20 protein-coding genes are annotated in these 22,659 nt (G+C 74.5%); 16 read left to right on the top strand and 4 right to left on the bottom strand.

What is annotated here, in order from left to right; all coding sequences use genetic code 11:
* The first annotated feature begins 78 nt into the window (after positions 1-78).
* The 8 genes from ung to ACQ452_RS24590 all read left to right on the top strand — a co-directional run bounded on the left by ung (position 79) and on the right by ACQ452_RS24590 (position 8,848).
* On the top strand, positions 79-780 hold the full coding sequence (gene ung / locus ACQ452_RS24625) for a uracil-DNA glycosylase (protein WP_433394396.1): 702 nt from the start codon (positions 79-81) through the stop codon (positions 778-780).
* Positions 781-1,090: 310 nt separating this feature from the next.
* Positions 1,091-1,768 carry a tRNA (adenosine(37)-N6)-threonylcarbamoyltransferase complex dimerization subunit type 1 TsaB gene (gene tsaB / locus ACQ452_RS24620; RefSeq protein ID WP_433387713.1) on the top strand — a complete coding sequence of 226 codons (678 nt, stop codon included), beginning with the start codon at positions 1,091-1,093 and terminating at the stop codon, positions 1,766-1,768.
* Positions 1,765-2,232, top strand: a complete 468-nt coding sequence (gene rimI / locus ACQ452_RS24615) for a ribosomal protein S18-alanine N-acetyltransferase (RefSeq protein ID WP_433387711.1) — start codon at positions 1,765-1,767, stop codon at positions 2,230-2,232. Before tsaB ends, rimI begins: the two co-directional genes overlap by 4 nt.
* Positions 2,225-3,271 (top strand): tRNA (adenosine(37)-N6)-threonylcarbamoyltransferase complex transferase subunit TsaD, encoded by a 1,047-nt coding sequence (gene tsaD, locus ACQ452_RS24610; RefSeq protein ID WP_433387709.1) that lies wholly within the window; start codon positions 2,225-2,227, stop codon positions 3,269-3,271. Before rimI ends, tsaD begins: the two co-directional genes overlap by 8 nt.
* Positions 3,272-3,289: 18 nt before the next feature.
* On the top strand, positions 3,290-3,544 hold the full coding sequence (locus ACQ452_RS24605) for a hypothetical protein (protein WP_433387707.1): 255 nt from the start codon (positions 3,290-3,292) through the stop codon (positions 3,542-3,544).
* 111 nt (positions 3,545-3,655) lie between these two features.
* Positions 3,656-5,356: an ABC transporter transmembrane domain-containing protein gene (locus tag ACQ452_RS24600; protein WP_433387706.1), complete on the top strand. Its 1,701-nt coding sequence runs from the start codon at positions 3,656-3,658 to the stop codon at positions 5,354-5,356.
* Entirely contained in the window at positions 5,356-7,125 is a 1,770-nt protein-coding gene (locus ACQ452_RS24595; protein WP_433387704.1) for an ABC transporter ATP-binding protein, read from the top strand. The genes ACQ452_RS24600 and ACQ452_RS24595 overlap by 1 nt, the downstream gene beginning before the upstream one ends.
* Positions 7,126-7,270: 145 nt before the next feature.
* Positions 7,271-8,848, top strand: a complete 1,578-nt coding sequence (locus ACQ452_RS24590) for a Na+/H+ antiporter (RefSeq protein WP_433387703.1) — start codon at positions 7,271-7,273, stop codon at positions 8,846-8,848.
* A 34-nt stretch (positions 8,849-8,882) separates the two neighbouring features.
* Here the strand turns inward: ACQ452_RS24590 and ybaK are convergent, their stop codons facing one another.
* A complete protein-coding gene (ybaK, locus tag ACQ452_RS24585; protein WP_433387701.1) occupies positions 8,883-9,362 on the bottom strand; it encodes a Cys-tRNA(Pro) deacylase in 480 nt (159 codons plus the stop codon).
* Between the two features lie 97 nt (positions 9,363-9,459).
* Positions 9,460-10,701, bottom strand: coding sequence for a THUMP-like domain-containing protein (locus ACQ452_RS24580; RefSeq protein ID WP_433387699.1), 1,242 nt, complete (start codon positions 10,699-10,701; stop codon positions 9,460-9,462).
* A gap of 250 nt (positions 10,702-10,951) precedes the next feature.
* Here ACQ452_RS24580 and groES point away from each other — a divergent pair, with 250 nt between their 5' ends.
* The 3 genes from groES (at position 10,952) to ACQ452_RS24565 (ending at position 14,676) form a co-directional block, all read left to right on the top strand.
* Complete coding sequence (gene groES / locus ACQ452_RS24575; RefSeq protein ID WP_433387698.1) at positions 10,952-11,266, top strand: co-chaperone GroES; 315 nt, start codon at positions 10,952-10,954, stop codon at positions 11,264-11,266.
* A gap of 70 nt (positions 11,267-11,336) precedes the next feature.
* Positions 11,337-12,983: a chaperonin GroEL gene (groL, locus tag ACQ452_RS24570; RefSeq protein ID WP_433387696.1), complete on the top strand. Its 1,647-nt coding sequence runs from the start codon at positions 11,337-11,339 to the stop codon at positions 12,981-12,983.
* Between the two features lie 115 nt (positions 12,984-13,098).
* On the top strand, positions 13,099-14,676 hold the full coding sequence (locus ACQ452_RS24565; RefSeq protein WP_433387694.1) for a molybdopterin-dependent oxidoreductase: 1,578 nt from the start codon (positions 13,099-13,101) through the stop codon (positions 14,674-14,676).
* Positions 14,677-14,764: 88 nt separating this feature from the next.
* Here the strand turns inward: ACQ452_RS24565 and ACQ452_RS24560 are convergent, their stop codons facing one another.
* Positions 14,765-15,148 (bottom strand): WhiB family transcriptional regulator, encoded by a 384-nt coding sequence (locus ACQ452_RS24560; RefSeq protein WP_433387692.1) that lies wholly within the window; start codon positions 15,146-15,148, stop codon positions 14,765-14,767.
* A gap of 252 nt (positions 15,149-15,400) precedes the next feature.
* Here ACQ452_RS24560 and ACQ452_RS24555 point away from each other — a divergent pair, with 252 nt between their 5' ends.
* On the top strand, positions 15,401-16,219 hold the full coding sequence (locus ACQ452_RS24555) for a response regulator transcription factor (protein WP_433387691.1): 819 nt from the start codon (positions 15,401-15,403) through the stop codon (positions 16,217-16,219).
* Positions 16,220-16,291: 72 nt separating this feature from the next.
* Here the strand turns inward: ACQ452_RS24555 and ACQ452_RS24550 are convergent, their stop codons facing one another.
* Positions 16,292-16,702 carry a DUF5319 domain-containing protein gene (locus ACQ452_RS24550; RefSeq protein ID WP_433387689.1) on the bottom strand — a complete coding sequence of 137 codons (411 nt, stop codon included), beginning with the start codon at positions 16,700-16,702 and terminating at the stop codon, positions 16,292-16,294.
* A gap of 186 nt (positions 16,703-16,888) precedes the next feature.
* Between ACQ452_RS24550 and guaB the strand changes: the two genes are divergently transcribed.
* The 4 genes from guaB (at position 16,889) to ACQ452_RS24530 (ending at position 22,655) form a co-directional block, all read left to right on the top strand.
* On the top strand, positions 16,889-18,451 hold the full coding sequence (gene guaB, locus ACQ452_RS24545; RefSeq protein ID WP_433387687.1) for an IMP dehydrogenase: 1,563 nt from the start codon (positions 16,889-16,891) through the stop codon (positions 18,449-18,451).
* A 28-nt stretch (positions 18,452-18,479) separates the two neighbouring features.
* Positions 18,480-19,598: a GuaB3 family IMP dehydrogenase-related protein gene (locus tag ACQ452_RS24540; protein ID WP_433387686.1), complete on the top strand. Its 1,119-nt coding sequence runs from the start codon at positions 18,480-18,482 to the stop codon at positions 19,596-19,598.
* 49 nt (positions 19,599-19,647) lie between these two features.
* Entirely contained in the window at positions 19,648-21,057 is a 1,410-nt protein-coding gene (locus tag ACQ452_RS24535) for a M1 family metallopeptidase (protein WP_433387685.1), read from the top strand.
* Between the two features lie 134 nt (positions 21,058-21,191).
* Positions 21,192-22,655 (top strand): M1 family metallopeptidase, encoded by a 1,464-nt coding sequence (locus ACQ452_RS24530; protein WP_433387683.1) that lies wholly within the window; start codon positions 21,192-21,194, stop codon positions 22,653-22,655.
* Positions 22,656-22,659: the final 4 nt, after the last annotated feature.

Here is a 22,659-nt window from a genome sequence, read left to right as displayed (position 1 = left end):
CGTTTCCGCCGCTCCCGGTGCCGTGCGCTGTCGGTGGCGACTGGTAGGAAGGTGGCGATCGACTACGAAAGGTTGCCGATGCCCGACGACGCCCCCACCCTGGACCTGCTGGCGCTGTTGCCGGAGAGCTGGCGTGCCGTGCTCACCCCGCACCTCGACCCGGACCGCACCGCCGCGCTGGCCGAGTTCGTCGCGGGGGAATACGCGACCCGCACCGTCTTCCCGCCGGCCGAGGACCTCTTCTCGGCCTACCGGCTCTGCGCGCCGGCCGACTGCCGGGTGCTGATCCTCGGGCAGGATCCCTACCACAAGGCGGGGCAGGCGCACGGGCTCAGCTTCAGCGTGCGCGACGGCGTGAGCGTCCCGCCGTCGCTGCGTAACGTCTTCAAGGAGCTGGGCGAGGATCTCGGTGTGCCGAAGCCGCGCGGCGGCGACCTGAGCGGCTGGGCGGCGCAGGGCGTGCTGCTGCTCAACTCCGTCCTCACCGTCCGTGAGGCCACGCCCGGTTCGCACGCCAACCGCGGCTGGGAGGAGTTCACCGACGCCACCATCCGGGCGCTCGACGCACTGGACTCCCGGGTGGTCTTCCTGCTCTGGGGCGGCTACGCGCGCAAGAAGGCCGCCCTGGTCACCAACCCGCAGCACGTGGTGCTGGAGGCCGGGCACCCCAGCCCGATGAACCCGCGCGGCTTCCTGGGCAGCCGCCCGTTCAGCGCGGCCAACAAGGCGCTTGCCGACGCCGGCCTGCCCACCGTCGACTGGGAGCGTTCCGCCGGCTGAAAGTCGCGCACTTTCGCGGTTATCGCGCGGTGACCGGCCGGCCTCTGCGCCCACCTGGTCAACGAACTGCTCATCCACGGCCACGACGTCGCCCGCGTCGCCGGCCGGCCGTGGTCGCTGCCCGGCCGGGACGCCGCTGTTCCTGGAGCTGTTCCTCGCCGGGGTCATCCGGCACGGCTACGGGCGGCTGACGTTCGCCGCTCCCGACGGTTCCTGCGCAAGTTCCGCACCCCGAGCTGACCCCGCCGGCCCGTGCCGCCGCCCGGGGCGTGACCGGGGGTGACGACCGGGGCGACTAGGCTGGCTCACCGTGCTCGTACTGGTGGTGGACAGCTCGACCCCCGCGGTGACCGCGGCGTTGGTGCGGGTCACGGCGGACGGCGTCGCGACCCGCGCGTACCGCCGCACGGTCGACGCCCGCGCCCACGGTGAACTGCTCGCCCCGCAGGTCGACGCCGTGCTGGCGGAGGCCGGCGCCCGCCCGGGTGACCTGGGCGCGATCGTCGCCGGGCTCGGCCCCGGCCCGTTCACGGGGCTGCGGGTGGGGCTGGTCACCGCCGCCACGATGGGGCAGGTGCTCGACGTCCCCACGTACGGCGTCTGCTCGCTGGACGCCATCGGTCACCCGGCGGTTGCCGGCGAACCGGTGCTGGCGGCGAGCGACGCGCGCCGCCGGGAGATCTACTGGGCGGTCTACGACGGCGCTGGCCAGCGGATCGTCGGGCCGGAGGTGTCGACGCCGGCGGTCGCCGCCGAGCGCGCCCGCGACCTGGCCGTCACGGCCGCGGTCGGCGACGGCGCGCACCGGTACGCGGACGCCCTCGGCCTGCCCGTGCGCGACGAGCCCCGCTACCCGGACCCGGGCGTGCTGGCGACCCTGGCCGCCGAGCGCATCCGGGCCGGCGCCCCCTCGGAGACGCTCACCCCGCTCTACCTGCGCCGCCCGGACGCCGTGGCGGCGACCGCCCACAAGCCGGTGCTGCCGTGAGTGCGGGCGTTCGTCTGGAGCGGTTCCGGTGGTGGCACGTCGACGAGGCGCTGCCGATCGAGGCGGACCTGTTCGGTGCCGAGCAGTGGTCGGCGGCCATGTTCTGGAACGAGCTGGCCAGCGGACACTCCTACCTGGTCGCCGCCGACGACGCCGGCACGGTGCTCGGCTACGCCGGGCTCGCCGTTGCGCCGCCCGACGAGGCGTGGGTGCAGAACATCGCGGTGCGCCGGGACGCCCAGCGGCGCGGCGTCGGCCGGCTCCTGCTGGCGGCGCTGCTGGCCGAGGCGGCCCGGCGGGGGGCCCGCAGCACCCTGCTGGAGGTCGCGGCGGACAACGCCCCCGCCCAGAAGCTCTACGCGGCGTACGGCTTCGAGCCGGTCGGCGTGCGGCGCGGCTACTACCAACCGAGCAACACCGACGCGCTGGTCATGCGGCGCACGCAGGATGTGAGCGATGACTGACGAACCGCTGGTCCTCGGCATCGAGACCTCCTGTGACGAGACCGGGGTCGGCATCGTGCGCGGGCACACCCTGCTGGCCGACGCGCTCGCCTCCAGCGTCGAGCAGCACGCCCGCTTCGGCGGCGTGGTGCCCGAGGTGGCCAGCCGGGCGCACCTGGAGGCCATCGTGCCGACCATGGACCGGGCGTTGCGGGAGGCGGGGGTGACGCTCGCCGACGTCGACGCGATCGCCGTCACCTGCGGCCCGGGGCTGGCCGGCGCGCTGCTGGTCGGGGTGGCCGCCGCGAAGGGCTACGCGCTCGCCGCCGAGAAGCCGGTCTACGGCGTCAACCACCTGGCCGCGCACGTCGCCGTGGACACCCTGGAGCACGGCCCGCTGCCCGAACCGGCGATCGCCCTGCTGGTCTCGGGCGGGCACTCCTCCCTGCTGCTCGTCGACGACCTGGCCCGGGGCGTCACCCCGCTGGGCGCCACCATCGACGACGCGGCCGGCGAGGCGTTCGACAAGGTGGCCCGGCTGCTCGGGTTGCCGTTCCCCGGCGGCCCGTACATCGACCGGGAGGCCCGGGCCGGCGACCCGGCCGCCATCGGTTTCCCGCGCGGCCTGACCGCCGCCAAGGACCTCGTCGCCCACCGCTACGACTTCTCCTTCTCGGGCCTGAAGACGGCGGTGGCCCGCTGGGTGGAGGCGCGGCAGCGGGCCGGCGAGGCGGTGCCGGTCGCCGACGTGGCCGCGTCCTTCCAGGAGGCGGTCTGCGACGTGCTGGTACGCAAGGCCGTGGACGCCTGTCGGAGCACCGGCGTCGGGACGCTGGTGATCGGCGGGGGCGTGGCGGCCAACTCCCGGCTGCGGGTGATGGCCGAGGAGCGGGCCGGCGCGTACGGCATCCGGGTCCGGGTCCCCCGGCCCGGGCTCTGCACGGACAATGGCGCGATGGTCGCCGCCCTCGGTTCGCACCTGGTCGCCTCGGGTGTCGCGCCGAGCCGGCTGGACCTGCCCGCCGACTCCGCCATGCCGCTGACCACGGTCAGCGTCTGAACCCCGAGGATGGCCGACGTGATCGTGCGGATGTGGGAGGCGCGGGCGGAGCCGTACGGCGCCGCGGACCTGATCACCTGGGTCTGCGACACGGGGCTACCGGAGTTCGAGCACGACCCCATGCACCTCTCCAGCGAGGTGTTCTCCTCCACCGACCACCGGGTGGTGGTGATCTCCAAGTGGCGTAGCAACCCGCGCCCGCTGCCGGAGCCGCCGGCGATGCTGCTGGCCCGCCCGCCGCACTCCTGGGACTTCACCCAGGTCGACCGCTGAAGCGGGGCCGGGCGGCGATCCCGCCCGGCCGGGCGGGGACGTGAGCCGCGGCACGCCGACGCGGTAATTGGTTGGCGGAACGGTCTGCCCGGCACCTAGCGTCGACGGGCCATGCGCTTTCCACCGGCCGGGGACCCCGGCGTGCCCGACATCCGCTCGGCGACCCGCTACCTCGTGTGGCTGGCCGGGCGGCAGCGCATGCTGCTCACCGTCGGCATCCTGCTGGGCGTCGTCTGGATGGTCGCCCAGGCGCTGGTGCCGGCGGCCGTCGGCCGGGCCGTCGACGGGCTCACCCGCCGCGACGAGGACGCCCTGCTCACCTGGGGGCTGGTGGTGCTCGGGCTGGGCGTGCTCCAGGCGGTGGCGGGGATCCTGCGGCACCGCTGCGCGGTGCACAACTTCCTCGCCGGGGCGTACGGGACGGTGCGGTTGACCGTGGACGCCGCGAACCGGCTCGGCGCCGCGCTGCCGCGCCGGGTCGCCGCCGGCGAGGTCGTGAGCATCGGTACGGCCGACATCAGCCAGATCGGCTCGGCCATCGACATCACCGCCCGGGGCACCGGCGCGATCGTGGCGATCGTGACCGTCGGGGTGATCCTGCTCGACGCCTCCGTGCCGCTCGGGCTGGTCGTGGTGCTCGGTGTGCCGCTGCTGATGGCGGTCGTCGGGCTGCTCATCCGGCCGCTGCACCGCCAGCAGCAGGCGTACCGGGACTCGGAGGGGGCGCTGACCACCCGGGCGGGGGACATCGTCTCGGGGCTGCGGGTGCTGCGCGGCGTCGGCGGTGAGCCCGTGCTCTCCGCCCGCTACCGGACGCGGTCGCAGGCGCTGCGCGCCGACGGCCTGCGGGTGGCCCGGATCTCCTCGCTGCTGGAGGCGGCCCAGGTGCTGCTCCCGGGCGCGTTCCTGGTGCTGGTCACCTGGCTCGGCGCCCGGTTCGCGCTGCGCGGCGAGATCACCGCCGGCCAGCTCGTGGCGTTCTACGGCTACACCGCGTTCCTGGTCAGCCCGTTGCGGCAGCTCACCGAGGCGGTGGACAAGCTGACCCGGGGGCACGTGGCCGCCCGGCGGGTGGTGCGGCTGCTGCGGCTCACCCCGGAGCTGGTCGACCCGGCCCGCCCGGCCGTCCTGCCGGACGGCCCCGGCGAGCTTGTCGACGTGGCCTCCGGCGTGACCCTGCGGCCGGGCGGGTTCACCGCGCTGGCCGCCACCGCGCCCGAGGACGCGGTGGCGATCGTGGACCGCCTCGGCCGGTACGTCGACTCGGAGGCCACGCTGCACGGCGTACCGCTGCGGGAGGTGGCGCTGGCGACGGTGCGGGAGCGGATCCTGATGGCCGACAACGACGCGCATCTGTTCACCGGCCCGCTGCGCGTCGAGCTGGACCCGCACGACCGGGCCGGCGACGCGGCGATCGCGGCGGCGTTGGCGGCGGCGAGCGCGACGGACATCGTCGAGGCCCTGCCGGCGGGGCTGGACAGCGTGGTCGCCGAGCGCGGCCGGGAGTTCTCCGGCGGCCAGCAGCAGCGGCTGCGGCTGGCCCGGGCGTTGGTCGCCGACCCGGAGATCCTGCTGCTGGTCGAGCCGACCAGCGCGGTGGACGCGCACACGGAGGCCCGGATCGCGGGCCGGATCGGGGCGGCCCGGGCGGGCCGGACCACCCTGGTCTGCACCACCAGCCCGCTCGTGCTGCACCAGGCCGACCGGGTGATCTTCGTGGAGGACGGCAAGGCGGTGGCCGAGGGGGCGCACGCCGCGCTGCTCGACGGCGAGCCGCGCTACCGGGAGACGGTCAGCCGGGGGGAGGTCTGATGTCCACGGCGCTGCCGGTCGCCGACGCGCGCCAGGTGCGCCGTTACGCCCGCACGCTGGTCCGCCGGCACCCGAGGGCGCTGGGGGTCGCGCTCGGCCTGCACGCGCTGGCCGCCGCCGCCGGCCTGGTCGCGCCGTGGCTGCTCGGCGACCTGGTCGAGGGGATCGCCCGGGGCACCTCCGGCGTCACGGTCGACCGGATCGCCCTGCTGATCGCCGGGTTCGTGCTGGTGCAGTCGGTCCTGGTCCGCTTCGCCCAGCTGGCGTCGGCGCGGCTCGGCGAGGGGGTGCTGGCCGAGCTGCGCGAGGAGTTCGTCGACCGGGTCCTGGCGCTGCCGCTATCCACAGTGGAACGGGCCGGCACGGGCGACCTGCTCACCCGGACGTCCCGGGACGTCTCCGCGTTGTCGCGGACGGTCCGGTTCGCGGTGCCGGAGACGCTGATCGCCGTCGTCACCGGCTGCTTCATCGTCGGCGCGCTGCTCCTGGTCGACCCGCTGCTCGCGCTGCCCTGCCTGCTCGCGGTGCCGCTGCTGTGGGCCGGCACCCGCTGGTACCTGCGCCGCGCCCCGGACGGCTACCTGCGGGAGAACGCCGCCTACTCCGACATCACCGACGGCATCAGCGAGACCGTCGAGGGTTCGCGGACCACGGAGGCGCTGCGGCAGCAGCCGCGCCGCCTGGCCCGCACCGACGCCGACATCCGGCGGTCGTACGCGGCCGAGCGCTACACCCTGCGGCTGCGCACGGTGTTCTTCCCGATCGCCGAGATCGGTTACGTGCTGCCGGTGGTGGCGACGCTGATCGTCGGCGGCTGGTTCTACCTGAGGGGCTGGGTGAGCCTCGGCGAGGTCACCGCCGCCACCCTCTACGTGCAGCAGCTGATCGACCCGGTCGACCGGCTGCTGGGCTGGCTGGACGAGTTGCAGGTCGGCGGCGCCTCGATGGCGCGGCTGCTCGGGGTGGCCGACGCGGACGTCCCGGCGAAGCCCGCGACGACCCCCGGAGCCCGCAGCGGTTCCGCGCCGGCGGGGGAGCGGCGGCTCGCCGCCCGGGACGTCCGGTACGCCTACCGGGAGGGTCGGGACGTCCTGCACGGGGTGACCCTGGTGCCGGAGCCGGGGGAGAAGCTGGCCATGGTGGGCCCCTCGGGCGCCGGCAAGTCGACACTCGGCCGGCTGCTGGCCGGGGTGCACGCGCCCCGCTCCGGCTCGGTCACCGTGGGCGGCCGGCGCCTCGACGAGCTGCCCCTGGCGGAGCTGCGTACCCACGTCGCCCTGGTCACCCAGGAGCACCACGTCTTCATCGGCACGCTGCGGGAGAACGTGGCGATGGTGCGGCCGGGCGCCGACGAGTCGGCCGTGGAGTCGGCGCTGGCGGCCGTCGACGCGTTGGACTGGGCGCACGGGCTGCCGGACGGGCTGGGCACGGTGGTCGGCTCGGGCGGGCAGCCGCTGTCGCCCGCGCAGGCTCAGCAGTTGGCGCTGGCCCGGCTGGTGCTGGCCGACCCGCACACCCTGGTGCTGGACGAGGCCACCTCGCTGATCGATCCCCGGGCCGCCCGGCACCTGGAACGCTCCCTCGCGGCCGTCCTGGAGGGCCGTACGGTGGTGGCCATCGCGCACCGCCTCTTCTCGGCCCACGACGCCGACCGGGTGGCGGTGGTGGAGGACGGCCGGATCACCGAGATCGGGTCGCACGACGAGCTGGTCGCCGCCGACGGCTCCTACGCGGCCCTCTGGCGATCCTGGCACGGCACCGGCACCTGACCCGTGCGGGCCCCGGCTGCCGACCGCGCCGGGTGGCAGCCGATTGCGGGGTTCGGCGGTGCCGGGTCCGGCCGCCGTACCACGATGGTGGAGCGGCCGGCGCGCGCACCTGTCACCGCGGCGGCGCCGGTGACGGGGGTGCTGCGTGGGCGGTCTCGAACTGATCGTGGTGCTGGTGCTCACGGTGCTCGTCGGCACCGTCCTCGGCGGGCGGTACAGCGTGGCGCCCCCGGTGCTGCTCATCACGATGGGCGCGCTGCTGGCGCTCCTGCCGCCGCTGTCGGACGTGGTGCTGGAACCCGACGTGGTGCTGCTGCTGTTCCTGCCGGCGATCCTCTACAAGGAGAGCATCAACACCAGCCTGCGCGAGATCCGCAGCAATCTCCTCGCGATCGCGTTGCTCGCGGTGGGGCTGGTGGTGGCGACGATGGTCGCGGTGTCGCTTGTCGCCCAGCGTCTCGGCGTGGACCCGGCCGCCGCCTGGGTGCTCGGCGCGGTGCTCGCGCCGACCGACGCCGCGGCGGTCGCCGGCCTGGCCAAGCGGATGCCGCGTCGGATCCTGACCACCCTGCACGCGGAGAGCCTGATCAACGACGGCACGGCGCTGGTGCTCTTCTCCGTCGGGGTCGGGCTGATCGTGGGCGGCACCGAGCCGGGGGTGCTCGGACTGACCGGGCGGTTCGTCGGGGCGTCGGCCGGCGGGGTGGCCGCCGGCCTGCTGGTCGGCGGGGCGGTGATCCTGGTCCGGCGACGCCTCGACGACCCGCTGCCCGAGGGGGCGCTGAGCGTGCTCACGCCGTTCGTCGCCTTCCTCCTCGCCGAGTTCGTGCACGCCAGCGGCGTCCTGGCGGTGGTGGTCGCGGGCCTCATGCTGTCGTACGCGGCCCCCCGGGTGGTCCGGGCCCGTTCCCGGGTGCTGGCGTACGACTTCTGGGACCTCGCCACGTTCCTGATCAACGGCGGGCTCTTCGTGCTCCTCGGGATGCAGATCCCGCGCGCCCTGCGTGGTGTGACCAGCCTGTCGGTGACGCGGGCGCTGGTCATCGCGGTGGTGGTGACCGGCGTGGTCGTGCTGACCCGGATGCTGTGGATCCACCTGGCGGCGTTCGCCTTCCTGGTCGTCGACCGCCGGGCGGCGCAGCGGGACGAGCGGGTCGACTGGCGGGTGCGGACGGCGGCCGGCTGGGCCGGGTTCCGGGGCGCGGTCTCCCTCGCCGCGGCCCTCGCGGTGCCGGTGACCACGGCCGGTGGCGCCCCCGTGCACGAGCGGGACCTGATCATCTTCGCCACCGCCGTGGTGATCATGCTGACGATGCTGATCCAGGGCACCACGCTGCCCGCCGTCGTCGGCTGGGCGGGGCTGGTCGGCGACACCCGGCGCCTCGGCGAGCTGCGGCTGGCCCGGACCCGGGCCGCCGAGGCCGCGCTGGCGGCGCTGCCCGGGATCGCCGACCGGCTCGGTGCGCCACCCGACGCCGTGCAGCGACTCCGGGCGGACCACGAGCAGCACCTCGACGACGTCCGCCGCGCCGACGAGGGATCCTCGGCGCAGCGGGACCGGGAACTCGACCGGCGGCTGCGGCTCGCCGTGCTCGAACACCAGCGCCGCGAGATCACCCGGTTGCGGGACACGAACGAGATCGACGACATCGTGCTACGCGAGTTGCAGGCCGTCCTCGACGTCGAGGAGATCCGGCTGTTGGGGCCGGCGGCCGGCGGGTAGTGCGGCGGGCCGTCACGCCCGGGCAGGGCGCGGCTCAGTGGGCGGCCAGCGGTGCCGTGGCCGCACCGGTGAGGGCGACCAGATCCTGCGGGGCGAGCTGGAGCTGGAGGCCGCGCCGCCCCGCCGAGACGTAGACGGTGGGATGGTCGAGGGCCGACGAGTCGAGCACCGTGGGCAGCCGCCGCCGCTGGCCGAGCGGGCTGATTCCGCCGCGCACGTAGCCGGTGGCCCGTTCGGCCGTCGCCCGGTCGGCCATGGCGGCCCGCTTGCCGCCGACCGCCCCGGCGAGCGCCTTGAGGTCCAGTTCGCCGGTGACCGGCACGACCGCCACTGTCAACGCGCCGTCGACCTCGGCGACCAGCGACTTGAACACCCGTTCCGGTGGCACCCCGAGCGCCGCCGCGACCAGCGCGCCGTAGTTCGGCGCGTCCGGGGAGACGTCGTACGGATGGGTGCTGTGGGCGATCTTCCGCTTCGTCAGCAGCGCGGTCGCCGGAGTGCCCTGTCCCGCCATGACCGCCAAGATAACCCGGTACCGCGCCGCGACCGGGTATCGCGCGAGCGGCCCGGGACGGCGCGGCCCGCCGCCGGAGGGCGGGGCGGCCCGCGAGCTACCCGACCGGCCGGCAGATCAGCGTCGTCGGCGCCCCGGCGACCCGGGTCAGCACCAGGCTGGCCGCCTCGCCGCCGGCCAGCCTCAGGTCCCGGCGGAGCTGCTCCGGCTCCAGCGCGGACCCGCGCTTGAGGATCTCCACTCGGCCGACCCGGCGCTCGCGCAGCAGCGCCCGCAGCCGCTTGAGCGAGAACGGCAGCACGTCGGTGACCTCCAGGCAGCGGGCGAACGGCGTCGGTGTCGTGGTGTCCGCGTAGAGGTAGGCGATGCTGGGATCGGCCAGCGTCGCGCCCAGGGTGTCGGCGAGTTCCGCGACGAGGTGCGCGCGGACCACCGCCGGGTCCGGGTCGTACAGGAAGCGGCGTGTCGGGCCGAGGGTGGCCTCGGCCTGCCCGGACCCGGTGAGCTGCCAGGCGTGCCCGAGCCGGTCGCGCTGGTGGGAGGGGTCACCCACGGCGTCGCGGGCGGCGACCGGGTCGCCCCGCAGCACGGTGGCCCGGCGGGGGACCTCGGCGAGCTGGCCGCACCACAGGGCCGCCTCGACCAGGTCGCCGTCGACGCTGACCCACTCGGCCTCGGCGCCCGCCGGGAGCAGCGCGTGGTCGATGCCGGGCGCCACCTTCACGACGGTGTGCGGCACCCGCCCGGTCAGCCCGACCACGAAGTCCCAGGGCGGTGAGTAGGCGTTCGGGTCGAAGATGCGCCGCCCGGTGCCGGCCCGGCGTCGCGCCGGGTCGCAGAACACCCCGTCGACCCGGCCGACGTCGAACGCCGTGGCGTCGCCGCACTCCACCGTGAACAGTTCGGCCAGCCCGGCCGCCTCGGCGTTCGCGGCGGCCATCGCGGCGGTCACCGGGTCGGCCTCCACGCCGTACACGCGGATGCCGGCCCGGGCGGCGGCGAGCGCGTCCGCGCCGAGGCCGCAGCCGAGGTCGGCGAGGGTGCGCACCCCGGCGGCCCGCAGCCGCCCGGCCCGGCGCGCCGCGACGACGCCCCGGGTGGCCTGTTCCAGCCCGGCCCGGGTGAGGAACATCCCGGCCGCCGCCGGCCCGAACTTGCCCACCGCCCGGCGCCGCAGCTCGGCCTGGGTGAGGGCGGTCGCCGCCAGTGTGGCCGGCAGGCCGGACCGGCGCAGGGCGGTCGTCGCGGTCAGCGGGTCGCCGCCGGCCAGCCGCGCGGCCGCGTCGAGCGCGGCCGATCCCTCGGGTGTGCGGAGGGCGGCGAGTTGGTCGAGGTCCACCGGGTCATTGTGGTCGGCGGGTCCGACTCGCCGGGCGGCGGGCTGGCACTCTCCTTGACGGAGTGCTAGCCGAGGAATAACCTGCGATTAGCACTCTCACCCTGAGGGTGCCAGCTTCCGGGCCTCGTGGCCCGGGCGCTGAACGCCAGGCGGACCGGCACCCGCGACGACGGCCCCGCCCGGTGGCAGTTGGCAGATTGACACTGGCCGGCTTGCTGGCCGGTAACGAAACCCAATACCCCGGGAGGGTATGCCCGTGACTACCGCGACCAAGGTTGCGATCAAGCCGCTCGAGGACCGCATCGTGGTCCAGGCGAACGAGGCTGAGACCACCACGGCGTCGGGCATCGTGATCCCCGACACCGCCAAGGAGAAGCCGCAGGAGGGCACCGTCCTCGCTGTCGGCCCGGGCCGGATCGACGACAAGGGCAACCGGGTTCCGGTTGACGTCTCCGTCGGCGACACCGTCATCTACTCGAAGTACGGCGGCACCGAGATCAAGTACGCCGGCGAGGAGTACCTGGTGCTCTCCGCCCGCGACGTCCTCGCGGTCATCGAGAAGTAGACAACCGATCAGTGTCGTCGCCCCGGTCCGGCTCGCCGGGCCGGGGCGACGTCGCTTCGAAGGGACATACATGGCGAAGATCCTGAGCTTCTCGGACGACGCCCGGCACCTGCTGGAGCACGGTGTCAACGCCCTCGCGGACACGGTCAAGGTCACCCTCGGCCCGCGCGGGCGCAACGTCGTCCTGGACAAGAAATTCGGTGCGCCCACGATCACCAACGATGGCGTGACCATCGCCAAGGAGATCGAGCTCACCAACCCCTACGAGAACCTCGGCGCGCAGCTGGTCAAGGAGGTGGCGACGAAGACCAACGACGTCGCCGGCGACGGGACCACCACCGCCACCGTGCTGGCCCAGGCGATGGTCCGCCACGGCCTGCGCAACGTCACGGCCGGCGCGAACCCGGCCGGGCTCAAGCGGGGCATCGACGCGGCGGCCGCCAAGGTCTCCGAGGCGCTGCTCGGCCGCGCGGTCGAGGTCGCCGACAAGGAGTCGATCGCGCACGTCGCGACCATCTCCGCGCAGGACGCCACGATCGGCGAGCTGATCGCCGAGGCGATGGAACGGGTCGGCCGCGACGGTGTCATCACCGTCGAGGAGGGCTCCGCCCTGCACACCGAGCTGGACGTGACCGAGGGTCTCCAGTTCGACAAGGGCTTCATCTCGCCGAACTTCGTGACCGACATGGAGTCGCAGGAGTCGGTCCTCGAGGACCCGTACATCCTGATCACGACGCAGAAGATCTCGGCGATCGAGGAACTGCTGCCGCTGCTGGAGAAGGTCCTGCAGAACAGCAAGCCGCTGCTGATCATCGCCGAGGAAGTCGACGGCCAGGCGCTGTCGACGCTGGTGGTCAACTCGATCCGCAAGACCCTCAAGGTCTGCGCGGTCAAGGCCCCCGGCTTCGGCGACCGCCGCAAGGCGATGCTGCAGGACATGGCGATCCTCACCGGCGCCGAGCTGGTCGCGCCCGAGCTGGGCTACAAGCTCGACCAGGTGGGCCTGGAGGTGCTCGGCACCGCCCGGCGCGTCGTGGTCGACAAGGAGAACACCACTGTCGTCGACGGTGGCGGCCAGTCGGCCGAGGTCGCTGACCGGGTGGCGCAGATCCGCAAGGAGATCGAGGCCTCGGACTCCGACTGGGACCGCGAGAAGCTCGCCGAGCGGCTGGCCAAGCTGTCCGGCGGCATCGCGGTCATCAAGGTCGGCGCCGCGACCGAGGTCGAGATGAAGGAGCGCAAGCACCGCATCGAGGACGCGATCGCCGCGACCAAGGCCGCGGTCGAGGAGGGCACCGTCCCGGGTGGCGGCGCCGCCCTGGTGCAGATCCTGCCGGCGCTCGACGACGACCTGGGCTTCACCGGCGACGAGAAGGTCGGCGTCTCGGTGGTGCGCAAGGCGCTGGTCGAGCCGCTGCGCTGGATCGCCCAGAACGCCGGCCACGACGGCTACGTCGTGGTGCAGAAGGTGGCCGAGAAGGAGTGGGGCCACGGCCTCGACGCGGCCACCGGCGAGTACGTGGACCTGGCGAAGTCCGGCATCATCGACCCGGTGAAGGTGACCCGCAACGCGGTCACCAACGCCGCGTCGATCGCCGGCCTGCTGCTCACCACGGAGAGCCTCGTGGTGGAGAAGCCGGAGAAGGCCGAGCCGGCCGCCGCCGGTGGCCACGGCCACGGCCACGGTCACGGCCACCAGCACGGCCCGGGCTTCTGACCCTAGTCGTACGCCTCGTCGGGGCGCACCGTCCACGTGACGGTGCGCCCCGATGCCGTTGCGTGTGCCGGGGGCGGGGCTATCGCTCTGCCGCTGCTTCGGAAACACTGGCCCGATGAGCCGTACGACGCGCCGGTACGCCGCCCTGGCCGGGGTCACCGCAGCAGCGGTGGCGATCGGCTCCGCCGAGCTGGTCGCGGTGCTCACCGGCCCCCGTTCGGCGCCGCTGGTCGCCGTCGGCGGGCTCGTCGTCGACACCGTGCCCGAGCCCCTCAAGCAGCTCGGCATCGCCCTCTTCGGTACGTACGACAAGATCGCGCTGCTGGTCGGGACGGGCCTGCTGCTGGCCGCCTTCGCGGCGCTGCTCGGCGTGCTGTCCCTGCGCCGGTTGGCGGTCGGGTTGGCCGGGATCGTGGCCTTCGCCGCCCTCGGTGTGGCCGCCGCCGTGACCCGGGCCGGCGCGGGGCCCGCCGACGCGCTGCCCGCGCTGATCGGTGCCGGGCTCGGGGCGGCGGTGCTGTGGGCCTTCGTCGCCGGCCCGTGGGAACTCGACCCGTGGCCCTGGTCCCCGCCCTCCCCGCCGTCGGGCGCCGAGCCGCCCGCCGGGCCGCTGGAGCCCAACGATCCGGCCTCCCGGCGACGGTTCCTGGCCGGGGCCGGGGCGCTGCTCGGCGCGGCCGGGGTGGCCGGGCTCGGGGGCCGGTGGCTGTCCGGCCGGCGGGGGGTGTCGGCGGCCCGGGAGGCCGTGGCGCTGCCCGCGCCGGCGGTGCCCGCCCCGGCGGTGCCGGCCGGGGCCGACCTGTCGCTGGCCCAGCTCGCCCCGTACGTGACGCCCAACTCCGGCTTCTACCGGATCGACACCGCGCTGGTGGTGCCGCAGGTGGACCCGGGGACCTGGCGGCTGCGCATCCACGGCCGGGTACGCGACGAGATCGAGCTGAGCTTCGCCGACCTGCTCGCCCGCCCGATGGTCGAGCGGTACGTGACCCTCGCCTGCGTCTCCAACGAGGTGGGCGGCGACCTCGTCGGCAACGCCCGCTGGCTGGGCGTGCCGATCCGGGAGCTGCTCGACGAGGCCGGGCCGCTGGAGGGCGCCGACCAGGTCGTCGGCCGCTCGGTCGACGGGTGGACCTGCGGCACGCCGACCGCCGTGCTGCGCGACGGGCGCGACGCGCTGCTGGCGGTGGGGATGAACGGCGCGCCGCTGCCGGTGGAGCACGGCTTTCCGGTGCGGATGGTGGTGCCCGGCCTGTACGGGTACGTGTCGGCCTGCAAGTGGGTGACGGAGCTGGAACTGACCAGCTTCGCGGATTTCGACGCGTACTGGGTGCCGCGCGGGTGGTCGGCGCAGGGGCCGGTGAAGACGCAGTCCCGCATCGACACGCCCCGCCCACGCAACCGGCTCACCGCCGGCCTGATCACGGTGGCCGGGGTGGCCTGGGCGCCGCACCGCGGCATCCGCCGCGTGGAGGTGCGCGTCGACGACGGGCCGTGGCGCGAGGCGGCACTGACGCGGGTGGTCTCGGTGGACACCTGGGTGCAGTGGTCGTGGCGGTGGGACGCGACCCCGGGGAAGCACACCCTCGCCGTCCGGGCGACCGACGCCACGGGCGAGACGCAGACCGGTCGGCGGCAGGGGGTCGTCCCGGACGGGGCCACCGGCTGGCACACCGTCACCGTCACGGTGCGCTAGACCGCCGCCGGCCTTCGCGGGAGACGCCACGACGCCGCGTCCCCGGGGCGGGGGCGCGGCGTCGGGTGGTCTTCTGGGGGTCGGCGGCTCAGGCGATCTTGCGCTGGGCGGGGACCGTCGATCGGTGCGGTTGGCCCAGGCGGGCCTCCAGCCGGGCCACGTCGACCCGGCTCTGGCGGCGGTCGGCCAGGTCCTCCCAGCCGACGGCGAGCAGTCGCAGCCGCTCCGACTCGCTGAGCCCGCCCCACACGCCGTACGGCTCGCGGACGGCGAGGGCGTGCGCGGCGCACTCGGCGCGTACGGGGCAGGCCCGGCAGACGGCCTTGGCGCCGGACTCCCGGCGCAGGCGGGACGAGCCACGCTCCCCGTCCGGGTGGAAGAACTGCGCGCTGTCCCGGCCCCGGCAGGCACCGAGCCGCTGCCAGTCCCAGAGGTCGACGATGGGTCCGGGCAATCTGCGTACGTTCGACATCAGCACCCCTCCTCCCGCGCGGCACCGCGCAGATCCTGGTGAATCGGCGTCCGGGCGACGGTCCGCGCAGGCGCGCCGTTTCCGGCCTGGGGCCTCCGTACCCGGGCGGTCGCCGACTCACACACCTGTGATCGAAAACTTCCAGCAAATTGCGTCATATGCCCTACTTGTCGGAAGTTTTCGGAGGATTGCCCGAACCCCCTCCCGACGCGACCCGGTCATGGTCTGCTCTTGGCGGAGAGGAGACCCACAGTGCGTACGGTTCTCGTTTGCGTTCGAACACCGCTCGCGGCGCAGCAACTGGCGTCCGCGGCGGCACGGCTCGGTCTGTCCGCCGTGGTGCGGACGGCCGTCTCCGATCCCGAGGTGATGCTGCGGCTGGCGGAGCGGCCGGCCGACGTGGTGCTCGCGGACACGGCCCTCACCCGGCCGGACAGCGCGGGCTTCGTCCGGCGGGTGCTCGCCCGCGCGCCGCAGGCCTTCGTGCTGCTGCTCGGCAGCGAGGAGTCCGAGGCCGCCGCCGCCACCATCAGCGCGGGTGCCCGGGGCCTCATCCAGGGCGTCGACCACGACCTCACCAGCGCGGTGGCCAAGGCGCTGCTGCTGCTCTCGGCCCCCGGCCGGGCGACGCGACGGCGGATCACCGACCCGGCCCGGGACACGGCGTCGGTCGGCGGTCCCGGCCGCGCCACCCCGGCCGATCGGCCGCCGGCCGAGCCGGGCCCCGCCTGGCCGTCGTCCCCCGACGGTGCGAACGGGCCGACGGTCGTGCCGGCACAGCGCGGCGACGACCCGGCCGAGCCCGCCGACGAGCCGGCGGAGGCCGCGCCCGCGGGGCGGCGGGGCGGTGCCGGCGCGCGCGGCGGCCGTTCCCAGGTCGGGCTGACCGAACGCGAGCTTCAGGTGCTGCTGGGCATGGCGGAGGGCAAGAGCAACGCCGAGATCGGCCGGGAGCTGTTCGTCTCGGAGGACACCGTGAAGACCCACGCCCGGCGGCTGTTCCGCAAGCTCGGCGCCCGGGACCGCGCGCACGCCGTGGCGGCCGGCTTCCGTGCCGGGCTGGTGGCCTGAGCGGCGACCGACCCCGCGGGGGCGTCCGGGCGCCGGGTGGGGCCGGCCCCGGGCGGCATCCGCAAGGCCGCCTCAGCCTTCGGAGCCGGGCTCCTCGTCGGTGCCCTCGGTGAGGGTGTCGTGCACCCCGTCGGCGTAGCCGCGGGCGTAGTCCCAGGTGACGTAGTGGTCCGGGTCGGGGTCGTAGGCCGGCTCGTGCACCCGGGGACGCCCCGAGCTGAGCAGGTGCCGCAGGTTGCCCCGCAGCAGGTCCCAGTCGAAGTAGTGCGGCTCCCGGCAGTCCTCGCACTCGATGACCAGCCCGCGCACCCCGATGGGGGCCAGCAGCGCCTGGTAGATCTCCAGGTCAGCCAGGTCCTCCAGCACGTCCTGACGCTCGACGTCGGTCAGCGGGTCGAGTGGGGCGTCGTCGCCCGGATCGTGCAGGCCGGCGGCCGGGTCGGCCGGGTCGCCGTTGAAGGGGTCGATGGGATCGTCGTGCACCCCCTCACCGTAGACCCAACGCGGATACCGCGCCCGCCCCCGCCCACCGGTGACCTGCGCCGCCACCGGCCGGGGACCGTCCGGGTCGGTGGGTACGATGAGACGACGCGCCCGTCGCCCGCCGTGTGCCGGTGCCCGCCCGCGCCACCTCGCTGAAGCCCGTCCGAGCAGCTCAGGGGAGCAATCGTGGAGTTTTCGCCCAGCACCGATCCTTCTGCCGACGCCGACAACGGCGAGCTGGGCGGCCATCTGCCGGAGCTGCCCGCCGGCTCCGCCCGGGTGGTCCCGCTCGGGTTGACCTTCGACGACGTGCTGCTGCAGCCGGGCGAGTCGGACGTGGTGCCCAGCCGGGTCAACACGGTGACGAAGCTGACCCGCAACATCGACCTGTCCATCCCGCTGCTCTCCAGCGCGATGGACACGGTGACCGAGGCCCGGATGGCGATCGCCATGGCCCGCCAGGGCGGCATCGGCGTGCTGCACCGCAACCTCTCGCTGGAGGACCAGGCGCTCCAGGTCGACCTGGTGAAGCGCTCCGAGTCGGGCATGATCACCAACCCGGTGACCGCCAGCCCCGGGGACACCCTGCGCGACGTGGACGCCCTCTGCGGGCGCTACCGCATCTCCGGCGTGCCGGTCGTGGACGGCGAGGGCCAGCTCGTCGGCATCGTCACCAACCGCGACATGCGCTTCGTCTCCGACCCGGCCACCCCGGTCCACACGATCATGACCCGGACCCCGCTGATCACCGCCCGGGTCGGGGTGAGCAAGGACGACGCCCTCGACCTGCTGCGCCGGCACAAGGTCGAGAAGCTGCCGATCGTCGACGACTCCGGCCGGCTGCGCGGCCTGATCACCGTCAAGGACTTCACCAAGAGCGAGCAGTACCCGGACGCCACCAAGGACGACGCCGGCCGGCTGCGCGTCGCCGCCGCCATCGGGGTGGGCGACGACGCCTACAAGCGGGCCCGGGCGCTCGTCGACGCGGGCGTCGACGTGCTGATCGTGGACACCGCGCACGGCCACCAGCGGGCGGTGCTGGACATGGTCCGCCAGCTCAAGAAGGACGTCACGATCGACATCGTCGGCGGCAACGTCGCCACCTACGCCGGGGCGAAGGCGCTCGTCGACGCCGGCGCCGACGGCGTCAAGGTCGGCGTCGGGCCGGGCGCGATCTGCACCACCCGGATCGTCGCCGGGGTGGGCGTACCGCAGATCACCGCGATCATGGAGGCGGCGCGTGCCGCGCGGCCGGCCGGCGTCCCGGTGATCGGCGACGGCGGCATCCAGTACTCGGGCGACATCGCCAAGGCGATGGTCGCGGGCGCCGACACGGTGATGCTCGGCAGCCTGCTGGCCGGCTGCGAGGAGAGCCCCGGCGAGCTGATCTTCATCAACGGCAAGCAGTACAAGGCATACCGGGGCATGGGCTCGCTGGGCGCCATGCAGTCCCGGGGCCAGGCGAAGTCCTACTCGAAGGACCGCTACTTCCAGCAGGACGTGACAAGCGACGAGAAACTGGTCCCGGAGGGCGTCGAGGGCCAGGTGCCGTACCGCGGCCTGCTCGCCCAGGTCGCCCACCAGCTGGTCGGCGGGCTGCGGCTGGCGATGGGGTACGCCGGCGCGGAGAACATCTCCGATCTGCACCAGCGCGGCCAGCTCATCAGGATCACGGCGGCCGGGCTCAAGGAGAGCCACCCGCACGACATCCAGATGACGGCCGAGGCACCCAACTACCACTCCCGCTGACCATCCCCTGCGACAACTGGAGTCCCCCATGCGTGACGTGGTCGAGATCGGGCTGGGCAAGACCGCGCAGCGCGGCTACCACCTGGACGACATCGCCATCGTGCCGAGCCGCCGGACCCGGGACGTCGACGACGTCTCCACCGCCTGGCAGCTCGACGCGTACCAGTTCGGCATCCCCTGCGTCGGGCACCCCTCGGACGCGACGATGAGCCCCGCCTCCGCCGTCCGGCTCGGCCAGCTCGGCGGCCTCGGCGTGCTCAACGTCGAGGGTCTGTGGACCCGCTACGAGAACCCGACCAAGATCCTGGAGGAGCTGGCCGGGCTCGACGAGGACGCCCGCGCCACCAAGCGGCTCCAGGAGGTGTACGCGGAGCCGATCCGCCCCGACCTGATCGCCGAGCGCGTCCGTGAGCTGCGCGCCGGCGGCGGCACGGTGGCGGTGCGGGTGTCCCCGCAGCACACCCTGGCGCTGGCCCCGGTGATCCTCGACGCCGGCGTGGACATCCTGGTGATCCAGGGCACCATCGTCTCCGCCGAGCACGTCTCCACCACCGACGAGCCGCTCAACCTCAAGGAGTTCATCGCCGACCTCGACCTCCCGGTCATCGTCGGCGGCTGCACCGACTACAAGACCGCGCTGCACCTGATGCGCACCGGCGCGGCCGGCGTGATCGTCGGCATCGGCGGCGACGAGTGGTCCACCACCGAGTCGGTGCTGGGCATCCGGGTGCCGATGGCGACCGCGATCGCCGACGCGGCGGCGGCCCGCCGCGACTACCTCGACGAGACCGGCGGCCGGTACGTGCACCTGATCGCCGACGGCGACGTGCAGACCTCCGGCGACATCGCCAAGGCCCTCGGCTGCGGCGCGGACGCGGTGATGCTCGGCGAGCCGCTGTCGCTCTGCGCGGAGGCGCCGGCCGGCGGCGCCTGGTGGCACTCCGCCGCCAGCCACCCGTCGCTGCCGCGCGGCGCGTTCGAGACGGCCGGCGAGCCGATCGGCTCGATGGAGCAGTTGCTCTCCGGCCCGGCCGACGAGCCGGACGGCCAGCTCAACCTCTTCGGCGGGCTGCGCCGCGCGATGGCCAAGTGCGGCTACCGCGACCTCAAGGAGTTCCAGAAGGTCGGCCTGGTCCTCGACCGCTGACCTGCGCAACCCGCACCAACCGCACCGGCCGCGCCGATAGGCTCGGCCGGTGCGTCGTACCCACCGCCGGTTCCGCTCCGCGCTCGCCGTCGCCGTCGTCGCGGCGCTGGTGCTGCCGGCCTGCACCGGCGGCGACGGGCGGGGTGACCTCCGGCCGGGGGCGGCGGACCTCGGCGACCCGTACGTCCCGGGGGCCGGCAACGGCGGCTACGACGTCGCGGGCTACCGGCTCGCGGTGCGCTACGACCCGGCCACCGACCGGCTCTCGGGGCGGGCCGCGCTCACGGCCACCGCGACGAGCGGGCTGTCCCGGTTCAACCTGGACCTCGCCGGGCTGGAGGTGTCGCGGGTGGCCGTCGACGGCCGGCCGGCCGGGTCCGTACGCGACGGCGACGAGCTGGTCGTCACCCCGAGCGGCGGCCTTCCCCGGGGGACCCGCTTCACTGTCGAGGTCGACTACGCCGGCGTGCCGGTCGCGCGGGCCGACGGGCAGCTCGGCAGCGGCGGCTTCCTGCACACCGCCGACGGCGCGATCGCGCTCGGCCAGCCCTGGTCCGCCGCCACCTGGTTCCCGGTCAACGACCACCCGGCCGACAAGGCCACCTACGACATCGAGGTGACCGTCCCCGGCGGGCTGGCCGCGTTGAGCAACGGGGTGCCGGGGCAGCGCACCAGCGCCGGCGGCTGGACCACCTGGCGGTGGGCCGAGCGCAGCCCGATGGCGAGCTACCTGAGCACCCTGGTGATCGGCGACTACCGGGTGCGGACCGGCACCCACGCGGGCCGGCCGATGGTCACGGCCGTGCCGGCGAGCCTGCCGGCGACCGGGCCGCAGGCCGCCTCGCTGGCCCGCACCGGCGAGATCGCGGACTTCCTGGCGAGCCGGTTCGGGCCGTACCCGTTCGACTCCTACGGCGGCATCGTGGTCACCGACGACCGCGTCGGCTACGCCCTGGAGACCCAGTCCCGACCGGTGTACGGGCCGGGCTTCTTCCGAAGCGGGCGGCCCAACCCGGGCGTGGTCGCGCACGAGCTGGCACACCAGTGGTTCGGCAACAGCGTGGCGCTGAGCCGGTGGAGCGACATCTGGCTCAACGAGGGCTTCGCCAGCTACGCGGAGTGGCTGTGGGAGGAGCACGACGGCGGCCGTACCGCGCAGCACGCCTTCGAGCTGAAGTACGCGGGCACCGACTGGTCCCGGCCGTCGGTCGACCCCGGACGGTCCCGGCTGTTCGGCGCGGCCGTCTACGAGCGCGGCGCGCTCGCCGTGCACGCGCTGCGCCGCGCGGTCGGCGACGACGTGTTCTTCCGTATCCTGCGGACCTGGACCGCCGAGCGGCGCGACGGCAACGCCACCACGGCGGACCTGGTCGCACTGGCGGAACGGGTCGCCGGCCGGCCCCTGCGACAGCTCCTCGACGCCTGGCTGGTCGGCGCCAGCGCCCCGGCACTGCCCTGACGCGGATCGGGCCGCGCTCGGTAGGCTGCCGCCGGAGTCCGGCCGTTCGGATGCGCTCGGGGGCGAGCGGCACCGGCCGGGCAGGGACCACGGGCCGCCGGCGCGGCGGCCGGTGGCAGGGAGGGGACGAGGCGATGACGTTGTCGCGGCGGGCGCTGGGCGCGGGCGCGGGACTGCTGCTGGCCGGGACGCTCGGGCTGACCGGTTGCGGGTCGGCCGACGAGGCGGCCCCGACCGCGAACGGGGCCACCGCCTCGCCGGGCGCGTCCCGCCAGTTCACACCGGGCGCGGCAGGCGTCGGCGACGACTACTTCCCGACCTACGGCAACGGCGGGTACGACGTCAGCCGCTACAGCGTGAAGGTGCGCTACGACCCGGAGCGGGACCGGCTCACCGGCACCACCACCGTGCAGGCGGCGGCGACCGGCGACCTGTCGGCGTTCAACCTGGACCTGGCCGGGCTGACGGTGCGGTCGGTGACTGTGGACGGGGCCCCGGCGAAGCACGGCCGCAAGGGCGACGAGCTGGTGGTCACGCCGGCGCGCGGCCTGATCGCCGGCAACGGCTTCGTCACCGAGGTCGCGTACGAGGGCGTGCCGGAGCCGCTGCGCAACGAGGCCCTCGGCGTGGGGGGCTTCCTGCACACCGACGACGGGGCGATCGCGCTCGGCCAGCCCGAGTCGGCGAGCACGTGGTTCCCGGTCAACGACCACCCCTCGGACAAGGCCGCCTACGACTTCGAGATCACCGTGCCGAAGGGACTGACGGCGGTCAGCAACGGGGTGCCGGCGGGCAAGAGCACGACCGGCGGCTGGACCACCTGGAAGTGGACCGAGCGCAGCCCGATGGCGAGCTACCTGAGCACCCTGGTGATCGGGAAGTTCCGGATCACCGAGGGCGAGCACAAGGGACGGCCGGTGTTCCACGCGGTCACCACCGGCCTGCCGAAGGGCGCGGCGGACCGGTCGATCGCGGGCACGGTCGAGGTGGCCGACTACCTGGAGAGCGTGTTCGGGCCGTACCCGTTCGGGGCGTACGGCGGTGTGGTGGTCGCCGATCCCCGGATCTCGTACGCCCTGGAGACGCAGAGCCGCCCGGTCTACTCCGCGAGCTTCTTCGCGGCCGGGGAGAACACCGGGGTGGTCGCCCACGAGTTGGCGCACCAGTGGTTCGGCAACAGCGTGTCGCTGGCGCGGTGGCAGGACATCTGGCTCAACGAGGGCCTGGCCACGTACGCCGAGTGGCTGTGGGCCGAGCACGACGGTGGGCGCAGCGCCCAGCAGGCGTTCGACGTCCGGTACGCCGGCTCGTCCGGTCAGCTCTGGCGCACGCCGCCGGGCCGGCCGGGGGCGACGAACCTGTTCTCGGAGTCGGTGTACCAGCGCGGCGCGATGACCGTGCACGCGCTGCGGGTGACGGTCGGCGACAAGGCGTTCTTCGAGCTGCTGAAGACCTGGGCGGCGCAGAAGCGCGACGCCAACGCGAGCACTGACGAGTTCGTCGCGCTGGCCGAGCGGGTCGCTGGCAAGCAGCTCGACGACCTGTTCGAGGCGTGGCTGTACGGCACGCAGCGACCGGACCGTCCCGGGCGCGGGTGACGAC

This window comes from Micromonospora sp. KLBMP9576 (genome assembly GCF_050941805.1).
Taxonomy (GTDB): domain Bacteria; phylum Actinomycetota; class Actinomycetes; order Mycobacteriales; family Micromonosporaceae; genus Micromonospora.
The sequence above is the reverse complement of the archived record's forward strand: the minus strand, read 5'-3'. Positions and strand labels throughout refer to the sequence as shown.